The organism is Cupriavidus sp. GW822-FHT03E04, from assembly GCF_058801495.1.
In genome coordinates this window covers 72,221-89,551 of the sequence record NZ_JBXANI010000005.1, presented here as the reverse complement: position 1 = coordinate 89,551, position 17,331 = coordinate 72,221, and the positions used below count along the sequence as shown (strand labels likewise).

Here is a 17,331-nt window from a genome sequence, read left to right as displayed (position 1 = left end):
TCGCAACAGATCAACAAAAGGCGCGCTGGCCCGGACTGCAGCGGTTGAGACTTCAGCAAACGAGCATTATAGACCGGAAAGCACTGGTGAATCAATGCCTTCTCTCGTTTACCGTTCAGGGGTGTGCATCCGTGCGGTGCGCATCACAACACGCATCGCATCTTGCATCACAGCTGGCCGTGTTCGGCGAAGGAGTGGATGTTACTACCTGCGACGATGAAGTGGTCAAGAACTTGCACATCGATCAGGCCCAGCGAACGTGACAGCGCGCGGGTCATGGTGAGGTCGGCGGCGCTGGGCGTGGTATTCCCCGACGGGTGGTTGTGCGCCACGATGACCGCTGCGGCGTTATACGCAAGTGCCTTGCGAGCAACTTCACGCGGATAGACGCTGGTTTGGGTCAGCGTGCCGCGAAACAGCTCCTCGCTGGCGAGCAGGCGGTTGCGCGCGTCCAGGAACAGGCACAGGAATGCTTCGTAGGCCAGTCCCGCCAGCGACAGGCGCAGGTAGTCGCGCACCGCCGTGGGGGAATCCAGCGCCCCGGGCAGTTGCAGCTGCTCGCCCAGCGCGCGCCGGGTCAGCTCGCGGGCCGCCTGCAACTGCGCGTACTTGGCGCTGCCAACGCCCTTGACGCGTGCCAGTTGCCCGGCGTCTGCCGCAAACAGGCTGCTGAGCGTGCCGAAATCGTTCAGCAGCTCCCGGGCGATGTCAACTGCACTTTTTCCCGCCACACCCACGCGCAGGAACACGGCGAGCAGTTCGGCGTCTGAGGCCCCGCTGCTCAGCAGTTTTTCGCGTGGCCGCTCGCTGCTGGGCCAATCGGTAATGCGCATGGCACGATCCCCTCGGAACAATGGCACCGCGGACAAGGCGGCGCTCGGTCGAGTCGCTTACAATACGGGTTGTTGACTGGTTGAGCACCTATGACTTTGCAAACTTTTGCTTCCGGCCCGAAGGATGGGGACGGCACCGTGGATGGCCGCAAGACCGTGCAGGCGGACTCCTTCCTGACCCTTCACTACAGCATCTCCATGGAGAACGGCACTGAGATCGTCAGTACCTTCGCGGAGAAGCCCGCCACGCTGCTGCTTGGGCAAGGCCAATTCGCGCCTACACTGGAGCAGGCGCTGCTGGGCATGCCGGAGGGCGAGCGCATGACTTACCGGCTGGCGCCGGAGCACGCCTTTGGCCCGCGCAACCCCGATCTGCTGCAACGGGTTTCGCTGGCGACGCTGCGCGAGAACTCCTCGTTTGAAGAGGACTACGCGCCGGGCGACCTGGTTGAGTTCAATGCGCCCGGCGGCGGTAAGTACGCCGGTGTGCTCAAGGAGATCGGCACGACGTCGGCGCTGTTCGATTTCAACCACCCGCTGGCCGGACAGACCATTCTGTTCGATGTCCAGCTGATCGGCATTCTCTAAGCAGACCACCGGCCGGGCCGTCGTGCCGGCACCCTTGAGTCGAATCCTTGCATGTCTGAACCCACCACAGCCCCCGATGCCGAGATCCTGATGGCGCAGCCGCGCGGATTTTGCGCTGGCGTGGATCGCGCCATCGAGATCGTCGAGCGCGCCCTTGCACGCTACGGCGCGCCGATTTACGTGCGCCACGAAATCGTCCACAACGCCTATGTGGTGGAGGACCTGCGCCGCAAGGGCGCGGTCTTCGTGCAGGAGCTCGAGGAAGTGCCGCCCGGCTCGACCGTGATCTTCAGCGCCCACGGCGTATCCAAGGAAGTGCGCGCCGACGCCACCGTGCGCGGCCTGAACGTATTCGATGCTACCTGCCCGCTGGTGACCAAGGTGCACGTGGAAGTCGGCAAGATGCGCACCGAGGGCTGCGAGATCATCATGATCGGCCACAAGGGCCATCCTGAAGTCGAGGGCACCATGGGGCAGGCCGAAGGCGGCATGCTGCTGGTCGAGTCTTCCGAGGATGTCGCCAAGCTGCAAGTAGCGGATCCCGAGCGCCTGGCATTCGTGACCCAGACCACGCTGTCGGTGGACGAAACGCTGGAGATCGTCGCCGCGCTCAAGGCGCGCTTCCCGCTCATCCGCGAGCCCAAGAAGCAGGACATCTGCTATGCCACCCAGAACCGCCAGGATGCCGTGAAGTTCATGGCGCCCCAGGTGGAGGTGGTGATCGTGGTGGGCAGCCCCAACAGCTCCAACTCCAACCGCTTGCGCGAGCTCGCGGAGCGCCTGGGCGTGCCGGCCTACATGATCGATTCGCCCGATCAGCTCCAGCCGGAATGGATCGCGGGCAAGCGCCGCATCGGCCTGACCGCCGGCGCCTCCGCCCCTGAGGCGCTGGCGCAGGCCATTGTCGCGCGCCTGCACCTTCTGGGTGCGCGCAACGTGCGCGCGCTGGACGGGATCGAGGAGAAGATGTCGTTCCCCTTGCCGCGCGGCCTGCAACAGGTCACGTCCGCCTGACCAGCCTGCTTTACCTGACTGTCTGGCAAAACGGCCCGCTCTAGCGGGCCGTTGCTTTTTGCGCAGCCGCTTCCGCCCGGCAGGCGCACCTCGCGCGCGCCGGTTGCACGCCTTTGCGCACCATTCTCTCGCCAGGGTTGCACCAATATATAGCACTCTATATTGCCTGCTATCCCTTGGATAATGCACAAGGCTGCCGCGAACGGCCATATACCTGTCTGTCTGAAAAGACAAATAAGGGAAATCCCTGTAATTGGGGATTTCCCTATTATGGTGCCGGCGCACTCGTTCCTTGTATTTGAATGAGACTGTTGATATTAAATGAAACACCTATTTAATACGCGCCCCCACGAAGTGACTTAAAGGCTGCAAAGCCAACCTGTGGCAAGCGGCAGGCACGAATCTTGTTAGTATCAACGGCTAGCCTCCATGTAGGTGGGAATTGCCCCAATGTGTGCATTGGGGAAATTCCCTAGCTCATTTGGTGGGTTAATCCTTCAGGTTGTTGCGTCGCATATTGCATCCGTATAAAAAGGGAATACAATTCGCGCGTTTCAAATTGAAACTAAACTAAGGCGGTTCAGGGAAACGTCCGGGGGGCGTTGGTTTACCCTGATCATGTGAATCCTAGGAGATCACTCATGCAAATCACGTTTGCCAAGATTCTGCCGATCGCAGCCGCAGTGGCGCTGGTTACTGCTTGTGGCAAGAAAGAAGAAAAGCCCGCTGATGCGGCAGCATCGGCTCCTGCGGCGGCTACCGCGCCGGCAGCAGGCAGTGGCGATGTCGTAGTAAAGATCGGCCATGCGGCACCGCTCACCGGCGGCATCGCTCACCTTGGCAAGGACAACGAAAACGGCGCCCGCCTGGCCGTGGAAGAAGTCAACAAGACCGGCCTGGAGATCAACGGCAAGAAGATCAAGCTCGAACTGGTCGGCGAAGACGACGCAGGCGACCCGAAGACGGGCACGGCTGTGGCGCAGAAGCTGGTGGACGCCAAGGTCGTGGCCGTGGTTGGCCACCTGAACTCGGGCGTATCGATTCCGGCCTCCAAGATCTATAGCGATGCTGGCATCGTGCAGATCTCGCCGTCGTCGACCAACCCCGACTACACCAAGCAAGGCTTCAAGACCACGTTCCGCGTGGTGGCCACCGACGCCCAGCAAGGCCCGGCACTGGCCAACTACGCCACCAAGAGCCTGCACGCCAAGACCGTGGCCATCGTCGACGATGCCACTGCCTACGGCAAGGGCCTGGCCGACGAGTTCGAGAAGACCGCCAAGGCTTCGGGCGTGAACGTGGTGGCACGTGAAGCCACCAACGACAAGGCTACCGACTTCAAGGCCATTCTGACCAAGATCAAGGGCAAGAAGCCCGACGTGATCATGTACGGCGGCATGGACGCCACCGGCGGCCCGTTCGCCAAGCAGGCCAAGGAACTCGGCATCAGCTCCAAGATCGTTGGCGGCGATGGCGTCTGTACCGACAAGGTGGCTGAGCTGGCCGGCGATGCCGTGTCCAACATCATCTGCTCGGAAGCCGGTCTGGCGCTGTCCAAGATGGAACAGGGCGCGGATTTCGACAAGCGCTACCAGGCTCGCTTCAATGCGCCGGTGCAGATCTACGCACCGTTCACCTATGACGCCGTCATGGTCATCGTTGACGCCATGAAGCGCGCCAACTCGACCGAGCCGGCGGCCATCCTGGCCGAGATGCCCAAGACCAACTACAAGGGCCTGATCGGCAACATCGCCTTCGATGAAAAGGGCGACATGAAGGAAGGCACCATCACGTTGTATGAGTACAAGGACAAGAAGAAGACCGTCCTTGACGTCGTGAAGATGTAAACCGGGCTTACCGGCCCATCCGAACGGCACCGCGAGTATGTTGCGGTGCCGTTTTTTTAGCCTTGCCATACGTGCAGCATCCTTACCATGGGTGGAGTAGGCAGGCCGCTTACCAGCAAATATCGACACTACCAAACCACCCACATATCAACGTCCCCCCGACATCCACACCATGTCGAGGGAAATTGGACGGAAGCAAGGAGTTTTCATGGATATCTTTATCCAGCAGATCGTGAACGGTCTGGTGCTCGGCAGCATCTATGCGCTGATCGCACTCGGCTACACCATGGTCTACGGCATTCTCGGGATCATCAACTTCGCCCACGGCGACGTGCTGATGATCGGCGCGCTGACCGCCCTGTCAGCCATACTTGGCTTGCAGAAATTCTTCCCCGGCTTGCCGGAGTGGCTCACGCTGGTGATTGCCACGCTGATCGCCATGCCGGTTTGCGCCGCGCTGGCCTACACCATCGAGCGGGTCGCCTACCGGCCGTTGCGCAACGCGCCCCGGCTAGCCCCGCTGATTACCGCCATCGGCGTGTCCATCATCCTGCAGACCCTGGCGATGATGATCTGGTCGCGTAACCCGCTGACCTTCCCGCAGCTGCTGCCCTCGTCGCCGATCGATATCGGTTCGACCGGCGCCACCATCACGGGCAAGGAAATCGTCATCATCGGCATGGCGCTGATGGTCATGGCGGGCCTGCTGACGCTCGTCAACCGCACCAAGCTGGGCCGCGCGATGCGCGCCACCGCCGAGAACCAGAAGGTGGCGGGGCTGATGGGCGTGAACCCGAACTTCGTTATCTCGGCCACTTTCATGATCGGTGCGGCGCTGGCCGCGCTGGCGGGCGTGATGATGGCGACCAACTACGGCAATGCGCACTTCTACATGGGTTTCATCCCGGGCCTGAAGGCGTTCACCGCCGCGGTGCTGGGCGGCATCGGCAACCTTGCGGGCGCCATGGTTGGCGGCATGTTGCTGGGCCTGATCGAAGCGCTGGGCGCCGGCTATATCGGCGATCTCACCAATGGGGTGTTTGGCTCCAACTACCAGGACGTGTTCGCCTTCATCGTGCTGATCATCGTCCTTGTATTCCGTCCGTCCGGCATCATGGGCGAGCGGGTTTCCGAACGCGCCTAAGGAGAGAGAATCCATGAATACCCCGATTCCATCCCCGGCGGCGCAGGCTGCGCCGCTGACCAAGACGCCGGCCAAGACCATGGCCGCGTTGCTTGGCTTCCTGGTCATCGCCTTGTGCGCCCCGTTCCTGGTGCAGACGCTGGGCGGCAACTACTGGGTGCGCGTGCTCGACTTCGCGCTGATCTACATCATGCTGGCGCTCGGCCTGAACATCGTGGTGGGCTTTGCCGGCCTGCTCGACCTCGGCTACATTGCCTTCTATGCCGTCGGCGCATACATGATGGCCTTGCTGGGCTCGCCCCACCTGGCCAACCAGTTCGAGTGGATCCACCAGCTCTTCCCGCATGGCTTTCACGTCTCCATGTGGTTCGTGCTGCCGCTGGCCGTGCTGGTGGCGGCAACATTCGGCGTGCTGCTCGGCGCGCCAACGCTCAAGCTGCGCGGCGACTACCTCGCTATCGTGACCCTGGGCTTTGGCGAGATCATCCGCATCTTCCTGAACAACCTCGACCGGCCGCTCAACATCACCAATGGCCCGAAGGGGATCACCGCGGTGGACCCGGTCCACATCTTCGGCTTCGATTTCTCCAAGTCGCACGAGATCTTCGGGCTGAAGTTCACGCCAGTGTTCATGTACTACTACCTGCTGGTCGTGCTGGTGATCGCCATCGTGTTCATCTGCCTGCGCTTGCAGAACTCGCGTATTGGCCGCGCCTTCGTGGCCATCCGCGAAGACGAGATCGCCGCCAAGGCAATGGGCATCAACACCCGCAACATCAAGCTGCTGGCCTTTGCCATGGGCGCGTCGTTCGGCGGCGCGTCGGGCGCGGTGTTCGGCGCCTTCCAGGGCTTCGTGTCGCCTGAGTCGTTTGTGCTGTGGGAGTCCATCTACATCCTGGCCATCGTGGTGCTGGGCGGCATGGGCCACATTCCTGGCGTGATCCTGGGCGGTATCCTGCTGGTGGGTTTCCAGGAACTGCTGCGCGCCGTGGCGGAGCCGGCGCAGAACATGCTCTTCGGCCATACCATCGTCGACGCCGAAGTGCTGCGCCAGCTGTTGTTCGGGCTGGCCCTGGTTGGTGTGATGCTGTATCGCCCGGCGGGCCTGTGGCCGTCGCCGCGCAAGGAAGACCGGCCGGTGATCCGCCGCCCGGGCAGCGTTGGCCGTTTCTGACCAGGAGGACATCATGAGCAACGAGAATCTCCTCCTGTCCGTACAGGGGGTCAACAAGCGATTCGGCGGCCTGCAGGCATTGTCCGATGTGGGCCTGCAGATCAAGCCGGGCGAAATCTACGGCCTGATCGGTCCCAACGGGGCCGGCAAGACCACCTTCTTCAACGTGATTACCGGCCTGTACACACCGGACTCCGGCGAGTTCGTGCTGGGCGGCAAGGCCTACCAGCCGACCGCCGTGCACGAAGTCGCCAAGGCCGGGATTGCCCGCACCTTCCAGAACATCCGCCTGTTCGGCGAGATGACCGCGCTGGAAAACGTGATGGTGGGCCGCCACGTGCGTACCAAGGCTGGCCTCTTTGGCGCGGTGTTCCGCCCGCCTTCGGTCCGGCGCGAGGAGCACTCGGTGGAAGACTGGGCGCATGACCTGCTGGAGTATGTCGGCATCGGCAAGTACGCGCACTTCACCTCGCGCAATCTGTCCTACGGCCACCAGCGTCGCCTGGAGATCGCGCGGGCGCTGGCCACCGAGCCCAAGCTGCTGGCGCTCGATGAGCCCGCCGCTGGCATGAACGCCACCGAGAAGGTGGAACTGCGCGGCCTGCTCGACAAGATCCGCAGCGATGGCAAGACCATCCTGCTGATCGAGCACGACGTGAAGCTGGTGATGGGCCTGTGCAATCGCCTGACCGTGCTCGACTACGGCAAGGTCATCGCGCAGGGCCTGCCGCACGAAGTCCAGAGCAATCCAGCGGTGATCGAGGCTTACCTCGGTACCCCGGCGCACTGACGGGGGAAATACACAATGAAAGAAACACTACTCAAGATATCCGGCCTGAAGGTCGCGTACGGCGGCATCCAGGCGGTCAAGGGCATCGACCTCGAAATCAAAGAAGGCGAACTGGTCACGCTGATCGGCGCCAACGGCGCCGGCAAGACCACCACCATGAAGGCCATCACCGGCCTGCAGGGATGGGCCGGCGGCGATGTGGAGTACATGGGCAAGTCCATCAAGGGGGTGCCAAGCTACACGCTGCTCAAGCAAGGGCTGGCGATGGTGCCGGAAGGGCGCGGGGTGTTTGCGCGCATGACCATTACCGAGAACCTGCAGATGGGCGCCTACACGCGCATCGACGAGGCCGGCATCAAGGCCGACATCGACCGCATGTTCGGCATCTTCCCGCGCCTGAAGGAGCGCGCCAACCAGCTGGCCGGCACCATGTCCGGCGGCGAGCAGCAGATGCTGGCCATGGCGCGCGCGCTGATGAGCCAGCCCAAGCTGCTGCTGCTGGACGAGCCCTCGATGGGCTTGTCGCCGATCATGGTCGCGAAGATCTTCGAGGTGGTGCGCGACGTCTCCGCGCTGGGCGTGACCGTGCTGCTGGTGGAGCAGAATGCGCGGCTGGCGCTGCAGGCCGCCCACCGCGGCTATGTGATGGAGTCGGGCCTGGTCACCATGAGCGGCGACGCCAAGCAGATGCTGGACGATCCGAAGGTCCGCGCGGCGTATCTGGGCGAGTGATGTCGCCTCTGTGACGCTGCGGTTTGCTGCAATGAAAAAGCCCCGCAAGCGATTTGCGGGGCTTTTTCATTGTGCCTGGCCGGCGGCGCGCCGGCTTCAAGACGAGGCTCAGGCCAGCTTTTTCAGCAGCGTGCGCAGCATGCCGATCATCTGGTCGATTTCCTCGATGGTCACGTTCAGCGCGGGCATGAAGCGCAGCAGGTTGGGGCGCGGCGAATTCAGCAGCAGGCCTTGCGGCTGCATGTCGCGCGCTTCTTCCACCAGTTGCGGGCCGATGTCCTTGTTCAGCACCAGTGCGCGCAGCAGGCCTTCGCCGCGTTCGCCACCCAGGCCGAACTCGGACGTCAGCGCCAGCAGCTGCTCGCGCAGGTAGGCGCCTTTTTCTTGCACGCCTTGCAGGAAGCCGGGCGCGGTCAGTTGCGAGATCACGGCGCTGCCAACGGCCGTCATCACCGGGTTGCCGTTGTAGGTGCCGCCCTGGTCGCCGGCTTCGAAGCTCGCGACCTCGGCCTTGCACAGCAGGGCTGCCAGCGGCACGCCGCCGCCAATGCCCTTGCCCAGCGTCATGATGTCCGGCTCCACGCCCGACAGTTCATAGGCGAACATGGTGCCGCAACGGCCGCAGCCGGTCTGCACTTCGTCGACGATGAACAGCAGCTTGTGCTGGTCGGCCAGCTTGCGCAGGCCTTGCATGAATTCGCGCGAGGCGGGGATCACGCCGCCTTCGCCCTGCACCGGCTCCAGCATGATGGCCACGGTCTTGTCGTTGATCAGCTTTTCGACCGAGGCCAGGTCGTTCAGGTCGGCCTTGGGGAAGCCCGGCACCTGCGGCGCGAAGATGGTGTCCCAGCCGGCCTTGCCCGACGCGCTCATGGTGGCGAGCGTGCGGCCGTGGAAGCTGTGGTCCATGGTGATGATCTCGAACGCGCCGTTCTTGTGCTTGCGGCCCCATTTGCGCGCCAGCTTGATCGCGCCCTCGTTGGCTTCCGCGCCGCTGTTGGCGAAGAACACCTTGTCGAAGCAGCTGGCATCGGTGAGCTGCCTGGCCAGCTTGAGCATGGGTTCGTTGTAGAACGCCGGGCTGGGGTTGAACAGCTTCTTCGACTGGTCGACCAGCGCGTCGATCATGGCCTGGTTGGAGTGTCCCAGGCAGTTGACCGCCCAGCCCTGCACGAAGTCCAGGTATCGCTTGCCGTTATGGTCCGTGAGCCACGAGCCCTTGCCTTCGGTAAAGACGAGCTCGGGCCGGTTGGTGATGTACATCAGGGATTGGACGGGGTACTCAGCAAATGCCATGGCGGACTCCAGGGGTCGGCGTGAAACAGGGGAGAGGAGAGCAGAAAAACAAAAAGCCACGGGGATTGCCCGTGGCTTGTTGACCTGAACAGAAGCTATGGACGGTCAGCCGCGAGGCACCCCGGTGGGGAGCGACGTACGGTAGCTGCGTCGGTTGTTGATAGCGTAGTTCATGGCGGCCAATATAAGGCCCATGCGCCCGGCTGTCAAAACGAATTTTGGCGGAGCCGGGCATTGTTGTCGCTTGGAAACGGGCAGCGGGGCGCTCAGGCCGCCGGTGCCGGCGGTACCGAACCTGCCGGATGCATGTCCGCTTCCGACGTGAACGAGTCGGCGAAGAAGGCATCCTCGTGCAGGTCGCAGCGCAGGGAAAAGTCCTTGCGCGCAGCATTGATCATCACCGGCGCGCCGCAGGCGTAGACCTCGAAGCCGGACAGGTCGGGATGGTCTTCCATCACGGCCTCGTGGACAAAGCCGGTGCGGCCGTCCCAGTCGTCGCTGTCCTGGGCGTTGGAGATCACCGGCACGTAGCGGAAGTCGGGCAGCTCGCGCGCCCATTGCTCGCACAGCGCGTGCATATAGAGATCGCGCGGGCGGCGGCCGCCCCAGTACAGCGTCATCGGGCGGGTGATGCCGGTGTAGACCGCGTGCTCGACGATGGCCTTGATCGGCGCGAAGCCGGTGCCGGAGGCCAGCAGGATGATGGGCTTGTCGGAGTCTTCACGCAGGAAGAAGCTGCCGAGCGGGCCTTCGAAGCGCAGGATGTCGCGCTCCTTCATGGCCGGCTGGCCTTCCCTGGCGCCGAACACGTAGTCGGTGAAGGTGCCGCCGGGCATATGGCGGATGTGCAGCTCGATCGGGCCTTCCTGGTGCGGCGGCGTGGCGATGGAGTAGCTGCGGCGCTTGCCGTCGCGCAGCAGGAACTCGACATACTGGCCGGCCAGGAACTGCATGCGCTCGGTGGCGGGCAGTTGCAGGCGGGTCACGATCACGTCGTCGGCCACGCGTTCCAGCGTGGCGACGCGGCACGGCACCTTCTTGATGGGGATGTCGCCGGCGCCTTGCACCTCGCGGCATTCGATGGTGATGTCCGAGGTGGGCTTGGCGCAGCAGAACAGCGCGCGGCCCTCGGTCTTTTCCTGCGCGGACAGCGCGGAAGCGGCATGATCGCCCTGCTCGATGCCGCCAGCGGTGACACGGCCCTTGCAGGATCCGCATGCGCCGTTCTTGCAGCCGTAGGGCAGGCCGATGCTGTGGCGCAGGGCCGCGGTAAGGATGGTTTCATCCGCGGCCGCTTCGAACGTGCGGCCGCTGGGCATGACGGTAACTTGATAAGCCATAATCACTCAATGAGCAAAAATCTGTCGCGACGCCGCCTGGGTCGCCCGCGCCTACTCATCGTTGGCTGTGGGGATGTGGGCACGCGTTGCCTGCGTATTCTATCGACGCGCTGGCGCGTCTTTGCCATCACTTCGCAGCCGTCCCGCCGCACCGAGCTGCGGGACAACGGCGCCGTGCCGCTGGTAGCCGACCTGGACCGGCCCGCCACGCTGGCGCGCCTGGCCGCGCTGGCCGACAGGGTGCTGCACCTGGCGCCGCCGCCGTCCCGCGGCGAGGGCGATCCCCGCACGCTGGCGCTGCTGCGCGCCTTGCGGCGCGGTGCCTGGCGACGGTCCGCCGCACGGCCTGGCGGATGGTCTGCCAAGCCCGCTATTCTACCCGACCGAGGCTACGGCAGGTCTGGCCGACGCGCCGCGCCGCCAGCGTTCGTCTACGCCAGCACCTCGGGCGTGTATGGCGACCGGGGCGGCGCCAGGCTGGCGGAATCGCAGGCGGTGCGCCCGCAAACCGCGCGCGCCCGGCGCCGCGTGGCGGCCGAGCAGTCCGTGCGGGACTTCGGCCGCCATGCCGGCTGGCGTGCTTCCATCGTGCGCATCCCCGGCATTTATGCCGAGGACCGGCTGCCGCTGGCCCGCCTGGCCAAAGGCACGCCGGCGCTGGCGCCGCAGGACGACGTCTATACCAACCACATCCATGCCCTGGACCTGGCCCGCACCATGGTGGCGTCGTTGTTCCGCGGCCGCGCGCAGCGGGTGGTGCATGCCAGCGACGATTCGGAAATGCGCATGGCCGATTACTTCGACCTGGTAGCCGACCGCCGCGGCCTGCCGCGCCCGCCGCGCCTGGCTCGCGCGCAACTGCGCGAAGCCGTGGAGCCAACCTTGCTCAGCTTCATGAGCGAATCGCGCCGGCTGGAAAACGCGCGTCTCAAACGCGAGCTGCGCCTGCGGCTGCGCTATCCCACCGTGGCTTCTTTTTTCGACGCCTGAACTCAGGTGCTCTCGGCATTGCCCGGGAGCGCTGTCCTTTCGCATCCCTGCGGCGCCCGGTGGCACGCCGTTTGCATTGGTGTTGCCGCTCGATCCTGTATAGACAGCCAGTGATGCATTCAGCGTAAGCGTGCGCGGAGCTGGTGCGCGGAGGCGAAAGTGGCAAGGGCCGGATGCCCCGTCAACGGGCATTGGCGTGCACCCGGCCTGATCCCGTAACGTTGCCGTTTTGTGCCCGTCTTGTACCCATTTCGTGCCGTTCCAGGCCCGGCGGCATGTAAGTGCTGGCCACGCCAGTTCTGCGTTTCGCCTCGGGTTAACTACTGCATTGACTTGTATATACAGGGTTGCTAAATTGCCTGGCAAATGACCGGCGCCGCAAGTACGGCGCCGCCCGAGCCGGGCGGTCCGGCCGCCGCCAACGCTGGCGCGGCCCCGTTCGCATCACACCAAAGGAGCCAGGAAGATGGGATTTCGTATCCGTAGCGGTAAGTCGCTAGCCGTCGCCGTTGCAGCAGTCGTCGCCACGCTGGGTACCGCGGGCACCGCGCAAGCGCAAGCCACGCAGGTCACGCTGGGCATGAGCGGCTGGACCGGCTTCGCGCCGCTGACGCTGGCTGACAAGGCCGGCATCTTCAAGAAGCACGGTGTCGACGTCGACATCAAGATGATTCCGCAGAAGGACCGTCACCTGGCACTCGCCTCGGGCGCCATCCAGTGCGCCGCCACCACGGTCGAGACCCATGTGGCCTGGAACGCCAACGGCGTGCCCATCACCCAAATCGTGCAGCTCGATAAGTCCTACGGCGCCGACGGCCTGGCCGTGCGCGGCGACGTCAAAGGCTTTGCTGACCTCAAGGGCAAGACCATCGGCGTGGACGCGCCAGGCACCGCGCCTTACTTCGGCCTGGCCTGGATGCTCAAGAAGAACGGCATGAGCCTGAAGGATGTGAAGACCACGACGCTGTCGCCGCAAGCCGCCGCGCAGGCCTTCGTCTCGGGCCAGAACGATGCTGCCATGACGTATGAACCGTACCTGTCGTCGGTGCGCCAGAACCCGGACAAGGGCAAGATCCTAGCCACCACGCTGGACTACCCGATGGTGATGGACACGCTGGGCTGCGCGCCCAAGTGGCTCAAGGACAATCCCAAGGCCGCGCAAGCGCTGGTGGACAGCTACTTCGAAGCGCTCGACATGATCAAGCAGGACCCGGCCAAGGCGAACGACATCATGGGCGCGGCGGTCAAGCAAAGCGGCGAGCAGTTCGCCAAGTCATCAGCCTACCTGCGCTGGCAGGATCGTGACGCCAACCGCAAATTCTTCGGCGCAGAGCTGGCCAGCTTCAGCAAGGAAGCGGCGCAGGTGCTGCTGGAGATCGGCGTGATTCGCCAGGTGCCGGACGTCACCGCGCTGTACGACGCGCGCTTCATCAAGTAACGAGGTCGGTGCCATGACGCAGGTTCACATTGGTTCGCCCGCCGCCGGTGCGGCTACAACGCCCGCTCCCGCCGCGGTGACTCCGGCGGCCACGCGCCGGCATCCCTGGCTGGCGCCGCTGGCGCCGGTCACCCAGCGCGCGCGCTGGGTCCTGGGCTTGTCGTTCTTCGTGGCGTTTTTTGCCGTGTGGGCGGCGGTGACCCTGGGCGGCATGGTGCCGCGCACCTTCCTGGCCGATCCGATGACCATGGCCCATGAAGGTGTGCTGCTGTTTACCGAGTACAACTTCATCGGTGACATCGGCATGACGGTATGGCGCGTGCTGGGCGGCTTCGTGCTGGCCGCCGCGCTGGCCGTGCCGCTGGGCATCTTCATGGGCGCGTACAAGGCGGCGGAGGCATTCTTCGAGCCCTTCGTCTCGTTTTGCCGCTACCTGCCCGCGTCGGCCTTCATCCCGCTGCTGATCCTGTGGGCCGGCATCGGCGAGGCGCAGAAGGTGCTGGTGATCTTTATCGGTTCCTTCTTCCAGATCGTGCTGATGGTGGCGGTGACGGTGGGCGGCGCGCGGCGCGACCTGGTGGAGGCGGCCTACACGCTGGGCGCCAACAGCAGCGGCATCGTGCGGCGCGTGCTGATCCCGGGCGCCGCGCCGGAGATCGCCGAGATCCTGCGCCTGGTGCTGGGCTGGGCCTGGACCTATGTCATCGTGGCCGAGCTGATCGGCTCGTCCTCCGGCATCGGCCATATGATCACCGACAGCCAGGCGCTGCTCAACACCGGGCAGATCATCTTCGGCATCATCGTGATCGGTTGCATCGGCCTGGTCTCCGACCTGGCTTTCAAGCTGGCCAACCAGCGCCTGTTTCCGTGGAGTTCGATCAAATGAGCGCGCTGTCCATCCAGCAGGTCTCGCGTACCTTCGTCAATCCGCGCGGCGGCCAGACCCTGGCTCTGCAGCCGACCGATTTTGAAGTGGCGGACAACGACTTCGTCACCATCCTTGGCCCCTCGGGCTGCGGCAAGTCCACGCTGCTGCGCATCGTCGCCGGGCTGGATACGCCCACCACCGGGCGCGTGCTGCTCGACGGGCAGGAAGTCACCGGCCCGGGCGCGGAGCGCGGCATGGTGTTCCAGTCGTACACGCTGTTCCCGTGGCTGACCATCGAGCAGAACGTGCGCTTTGGCCTGCGCGAGCGCGGCATGAGCGAGGCCGACCAGCGCGAGCGCAGCGACTTCTTTATCCAGCGCGTGGGCCTGCGCGGCTTCGAGCATCACTTCCCCAAGCAGCTCTCGGGCGGCATGCAGCAGCGCACGGCCATTGCCCGGGCGCTGGCCAACGACCCCAAGATCCTGCTGCTGGACGAGCCCTTCGGCGCGCTGGACAACCAGACCCGCGTGCTGATGCAGGAACTGCTGCTGGGCATCTGGGAAGCCTCGCGCAAGACGGTGCTGTTCGTCACGCACGATATCGACGAGGCCATCTTCATGGCCAACCGCGTGGCGGTGTTCTCGGCGCGGCCTGGCCGCATCAAGCGCACCATCGATGTGGACTTCCCGCATCCGCGCCACTATACGATCAAGACCTCGCCGGCGTTCTCGGAACTCAAGGCGGTACTGACCGAGGAAATCCGCGCCGAGGCCATGGCCAGCGCCGAGCACTGAGTTGCCAACCAAGCCATGAAAGCTGCCACCGCCAACCGCCGGGGTGTTCCCGATTCCCCTCCCGCCGCGCTTTACCAGCAGGTGAAGGAGTACATCGCGCGCCATATCCAGAGCCGCGCGTGGCAGCCTGGCGATCGCGTGCCGTCCGAGCAGGAACTGGTGACCCGCTTCGGCGTGTCGCGCATGACGGTGAACCGCGCGCTGCGCGAGCTGGCCGAGCAGGGCCGGGTGGTGCGCGTGGCTGGCGTGGGCACCTTCGTGGCGGAGCACAAGCCGCAGTCGACGCTGCTCAACGTGGTCAACCTGCAGGACGAGATCCGCATGCGCGGACATGACTACGCTTGCGACGTCATGGTGGTGGAACGCGTGGCTGCCTCCATCGAGGTTGCGGCCGCACTGGATCTGCGCACCGGTGAATCGGTGTTCCACTCCGTGTGCGTGCACCGCGAGGACGGCGTGCCGGTGCAGCTCGAAGACCGCTATGTGAACCCGCGCGTCGCGCCGGACTTTATCAACCAGGATTTCGCCGCCGCCGATGCGGTGAAGCCCGGCGAATACCTGCTGCGCCACGTGCCCTATGATCAGATCGAGCACGTGGTCGATGCCATCTCCGCCACGGCGGAGCAAGCCACCCAACTGGAAATGCCGGCTACCCAGCCGTGCCTGCTGCTGACCCGCCGCACCTGGACGGGCGGCACCCCCGTGACCTTTGTACGTTGCCTGCACCCAGGCAACCGTTACCGCCTAGGCAGCCGATTCCGCGCCGATGGCAACCCGGCCTTCGGCTGAACCCGCCGTGGGCCGTTAATTTTTTCAGATCCACCAGCCAACGCACGAACCCGGCTGTATAGACAGGGACATACAAATGAGCGCCACCCAAGCCAACCAAACTTCCCGCCCGCTGCTGACCTTGCAGCCCGGCTCCGTCACGCTGGCCGACCTGCGCCGCATCCATCGCGGCGAAGTGAGCCTGGTGATGGATGCATCCGCATGGGCTGGCGTGCGTGCGTCCCAGGCCACCGTGCAGGACATCATCGACGCCGATGCCGTGGTCTACGGCATCAACACCGGCTTCGGCAAGCTGGCGCAAACGCGCATTCCGCATGACAAGCTGGCGGAGCTGCAGCGCAACCTGGTGTTGTCGCACAGCGTGGGCACCGGCGCGGACCTGAACAGCGACACCGTGCGGCTGATCCTGGCGATCAAGGCCGTGAGCCTGGCGCGCGGCCATTCCGGCATCCGTCCCGAAATCATCGAGGCGCTGCTGGCGCTGGCCAACTCGGGCGTCACGCCGTGCATTCCGGCCAAGGGCTCGGTGGGCGCGTCGGGCGATCTCGCGCCGCTGGCGCATATGTCGTGCACGCTGATCGGCGTGGGCGAGGTGATGATCGACGGCGTGCGCCGCCCGGCCGCCGAAGGGCTGGCCCACGCGGGCCTGGCGCCCTTCACGCTGGGCCCCAAGGAGGGATTGGCGCTGCTCAACGGCACGCAGGTTTCCACCGCGCTGGCGCTGGCGGGCCTGTTTGCCGCCGAAGACATCTTCGCTGCCGGGCTGGTGGCGGGCGCGCTGTCGCTCGAAGCCATCAAGGGCTCGGTCAAGCCGTTCGACGCCCGCATCCACGCCGCGCGCGGCCAGGCCGGGCAGATCGCCGTGGCCGGCGCCGTGCGCGCGCTGCTCGATGGCAGCAAGATCGTGGACTCGCACGTGAGCTGCGGCCGCGTGCAGGACCCGTACTCCATCCGCTGCCAGCCGCAGGTGATGGGCGCCTGCCTGGACAACCTGCAGCACGCCGCGCGCGTGCTGCAGATCGAAGCCAACGCCGCGTCCGACAATCCGCTGGTGTTCCCGGAGCAGGGCGACGTGATCTCGGGCGGCAACTTCCACGCCGAGCCGGTGGCGTTTGCCGCCGACATCATCGCGCTGGCCATCGCCGAGATCGGCGCGATCTCCGAGCGCCGCCTCGCGCTGCTGCTCGATTCCGGCCTGTCCGGCCTGCCGCCGTTCCTGGTGCGCGACGGTGGCCTGCATTCGGGCTTCATGATCGCGCAGGTCACTGCCGCCGCGCTGGCGTCCGAGAACAAGTCGCTGGCGCATCCTGCCAGCGTGGACAGCTTGCCGACGTCGGCCAACCAGGAGGACCATGTGTCGATGGCCACCTACGGCGCGCGCCGCCTGGGCGATATGGCGGAGAACACCGCCGTGGTGGTCGGCATCGAAGCCATGGCCGCCGCGCAGGGCATCGAGTTCCACCGCCCGCTGGAATCCTCGCCGCTGATCGAGACCGAGATCGCACGCATCCGCGAGCGCGTGGCCTTTGTGGAAGGCGACCGCTACTTCGCACCGGATATCGAGGCAATGAAGCAGTGGGTGCAGCAGGGTGATGCGGGTGCCGGCTGGCCCGAGTCCGTGCGGCAGGTGCTGCCGTCGCAGGTGGGCGTGGCGTAAGCCGCCGTGCTGAAGAAAACAATTGGCTTCGCTTCAA

16 protein-coding genes are annotated in these 17,331 nt (G+C 64.9%); 13 read left to right on the top strand and 3 right to left on the bottom strand.

All coding sequences use genetic code 11. From position 1 onward, the window contains the following. Positions 1–167 precede the first annotated feature (167 nt). Positions 168–833, bottom strand: a complete 666-nt coding sequence (gene radC / locus AC1RQC_RS07940) for a RadC family protein (RefSeq protein WP_492882904.1) — start codon at positions 831–833, stop codon at positions 168–170. Between the two features lie 90 nt (positions 834–923). Here radC and AC1RQC_RS07935 point away from each other — a divergent pair, with 90 nt between their 5' ends. The 7 genes from AC1RQC_RS07935 (at position 924) to AC1RQC_RS07905 (ending at position 8,122) form a co-directional block, all read left to right on the top strand. Then, positions 924–1,421 carry an FKBP-type peptidyl-prolyl cis-trans isomerase gene (locus AC1RQC_RS07935; protein ID WP_492373083.1) on the top strand — a complete coding sequence of 166 codons (498 nt, stop codon included), beginning with the start codon at positions 924–926 and terminating at the stop codon, positions 1,419–1,421. Between the two features lie 51 nt (positions 1,422–1,472). Next, complete coding sequence (gene ispH / locus AC1RQC_RS07930; RefSeq protein WP_492373082.1) at positions 1,473–2,435, top strand: 4-hydroxy-3-methylbut-2-enyl diphosphate reductase; 963 nt, start codon at positions 1,473–1,475, stop codon at positions 2,433–2,435. A 641-nt stretch (positions 2,436–3,076) separates the two neighbouring features. Beyond that, positions 3,077–4,282 carry a branched-chain amino acid ABC transporter substrate-binding protein gene (locus AC1RQC_RS07925; RefSeq protein ID WP_441636623.1) on the top strand — a complete coding sequence of 402 codons (1,206 nt, stop codon included), beginning with the start codon at positions 3,077–3,079 and terminating at the stop codon, positions 4,280–4,282. Positions 4,283–4,490: 208 nt separating this feature from the next. Further along, a complete protein-coding gene (locus tag AC1RQC_RS07920; RefSeq protein WP_043349266.1) occupies positions 4,491–5,426 on the top strand; it encodes a branched-chain amino acid ABC transporter permease in 936 nt (311 codons plus the stop codon). A gap of 13 nt (positions 5,427–5,439) precedes the next feature. Then, positions 5,440–6,600, top strand: coding sequence for an ABC transporter permease subunit (locus AC1RQC_RS07915; protein ID WP_441636626.1), 1,161 nt, complete (start codon positions 5,440–5,442; stop codon positions 6,598–6,600). A gap of 13 nt (positions 6,601–6,613) precedes the next feature. Next, positions 6,614–7,390, top strand: a complete 777-nt coding sequence (locus AC1RQC_RS07910; RefSeq protein ID WP_043349258.1) for an ABC transporter ATP-binding protein — start codon at positions 6,614–6,616, stop codon at positions 7,388–7,390. A gap of 15 nt (positions 7,391–7,405) precedes the next feature. Beyond that, on the top strand, positions 7,406–8,122 hold the full coding sequence (locus AC1RQC_RS07905) for an ABC transporter ATP-binding protein (RefSeq protein WP_400092785.1): 717 nt from the start codon (positions 7,406–7,408) through the stop codon (positions 8,120–8,122). 108 nt (positions 8,123–8,230) lie between these two features. Here AC1RQC_RS07905 and AC1RQC_RS07900 read toward each other — a convergent pair whose 3' ends face one another. After that, positions 8,231–9,418, bottom strand: a complete 1,188-nt coding sequence (locus tag AC1RQC_RS07900) for an acetylornithine transaminase (RefSeq protein ID WP_492882902.1) — start codon at positions 9,416–9,418, stop codon at positions 8,231–8,233. 266 nt (positions 9,419–9,684) lie between these two features. After that, positions 9,685–10,758: a CDP-6-deoxy-delta-3,4-glucoseen reductase gene (locus AC1RQC_RS07895; protein WP_492882900.1), complete on the bottom strand. Its 1,074-nt coding sequence runs from the start codon at positions 10,756–10,758 to the stop codon at positions 9,685–9,687. Between the two features lie 9 nt (positions 10,759–10,767). Between AC1RQC_RS07895 and AC1RQC_RS07890 the strand changes: the two genes are divergently transcribed. From AC1RQC_RS07890 to hutH, 6 genes are all read left to right on the top strand, one after another. Further along, positions 10,768–11,748, top strand: coding sequence for an NAD-dependent epimerase/dehydratase family protein (locus AC1RQC_RS07890; RefSeq protein ID WP_492882898.1), 981 nt, complete (start codon positions 10,768–10,770; stop codon positions 11,746–11,748). Positions 11,749–12,214: 466 nt separating this feature from the next. Beyond that, a complete protein-coding gene (locus AC1RQC_RS07885; protein WP_492807926.1) occupies positions 12,215–13,186 on the top strand; it encodes an ABC transporter substrate-binding protein in 972 nt (323 codons plus the stop codon). A 13-nt stretch (positions 13,187–13,199) separates the two neighbouring features. Then, a complete protein-coding gene (locus AC1RQC_RS07880) occupies positions 13,200–14,072 on the top strand; it encodes an ABC transporter permease (RefSeq protein ID WP_492373078.1) in 873 nt (290 codons plus the stop codon). Beyond that, the gene (locus AC1RQC_RS07875) at positions 14,069–14,848 is read left to right on the top strand and encodes an ABC transporter ATP-binding protein (protein WP_183036756.1); all 780 of its coding nucleotides are present in this window, start codon (positions 14,069–14,071) and stop codon (positions 14,846–14,848) included. Before AC1RQC_RS07880 ends, AC1RQC_RS07875 begins: the two co-directional genes overlap by 4 nt. A gap of 15 nt (positions 14,849–14,863) precedes the next feature. After that, positions 14,864–15,637 carry a histidine utilization transcriptional repressor HutC gene (gene hutC / locus AC1RQC_RS07870; protein ID WP_492373077.1) on the top strand — a complete coding sequence of 258 codons (774 nt, stop codon included), beginning with the start codon at positions 14,864–14,866 and terminating at the stop codon, positions 15,635–15,637. Positions 15,638–15,713: 76 nt separating this feature from the next. Then, on the top strand, positions 15,714–17,294 hold the full coding sequence (gene hutH, locus AC1RQC_RS07865) for a histidine ammonia-lyase (RefSeq protein WP_492373076.1): 1,581 nt from the start codon (positions 15,714–15,716) through the stop codon (positions 17,292–17,294). Positions 17,295–17,331: the final 37 nt, after the last annotated feature.

Coding starts and splice junctions, on each gene's coding strand:
- radC (WP_492882904.1), bottom strand. CDS start 833: ATGCGCATTACCGATTGGCCCAGCAGCGAGCGGCCACGCGAAAAACTG.
- AC1RQC_RS07935 (WP_492373083.1), top strand. CDS start 924: ATGACTTTGCAAACTTTTGCTTCCGGCCCGAAGGATGGGGACGGCACC.
- ispH (WP_492373082.1), top strand. CDS start 1,473: ATGTCTGAACCCACCACAGCCCCCGATGCCGAGATCCTGATGGCGCAG.
- AC1RQC_RS07925 (WP_441636623.1), top strand. CDS start 3,077: ATGCAAATCACGTTTGCCAAGATTCTGCCGATCGCAGCCGCAGTGGCG.
- AC1RQC_RS07920 (WP_043349266.1), top strand. CDS start 4,491: ATGGATATCTTTATCCAGCAGATCGTGAACGGTCTGGTGCTCGGCAGC.
- AC1RQC_RS07915 (WP_441636626.1), top strand. CDS start 5,440: ATGAATACCCCGATTCCATCCCCGGCGGCGCAGGCTGCGCCGCTGACC.
- AC1RQC_RS07910 (WP_043349258.1), top strand. CDS start 6,614: ATGAGCAACGAGAATCTCCTCCTGTCCGTACAGGGGGTCAACAAGCGA.
- AC1RQC_RS07905 (WP_400092785.1), top strand. CDS start 7,406: ATGAAAGAAACACTACTCAAGATATCCGGCCTGAAGGTCGCGTACGGC.
- AC1RQC_RS07900 (WP_492882902.1), bottom strand. CDS start 9,418: ATGGCATTTGCTGAGTACCCCGTCCAATCCCTGATGTACATCACCAAC.
- AC1RQC_RS07895 (WP_492882900.1), bottom strand. CDS start 10,758: ATGGCTTATCAAGTTACCGTCATGCCCAGCGGCCGCACGTTCGAAGCG.
- AC1RQC_RS07890 (WP_492882898.1), top strand. CDS start 10,768: ATGAGCAAAAATCTGTCGCGACGCCGCCTGGGTCGCCCGCGCCTACTC.
- AC1RQC_RS07885 (WP_492807926.1), top strand. CDS start 12,215: ATGGGATTTCGTATCCGTAGCGGTAAGTCGCTAGCCGTCGCCGTTGCA.
- AC1RQC_RS07880 (WP_492373078.1), top strand. CDS start 13,200: ATGACGCAGGTTCACATTGGTTCGCCCGCCGCCGGTGCGGCTACAACG.
- AC1RQC_RS07875 (WP_183036756.1), top strand. CDS start 14,069: ATGAGCGCGCTGTCCATCCAGCAGGTCTCGCGTACCTTCGTCAATCCG.
- hutC (WP_492373077.1), top strand. CDS start 14,864: ATGAAAGCTGCCACCGCCAACCGCCGGGGTGTTCCCGATTCCCCTCCC.
- hutH (WP_492373076.1), top strand. CDS start 15,714: ATGAGCGCCACCCAAGCCAACCAAACTTCCCGCCCGCTGCTGACCTTG.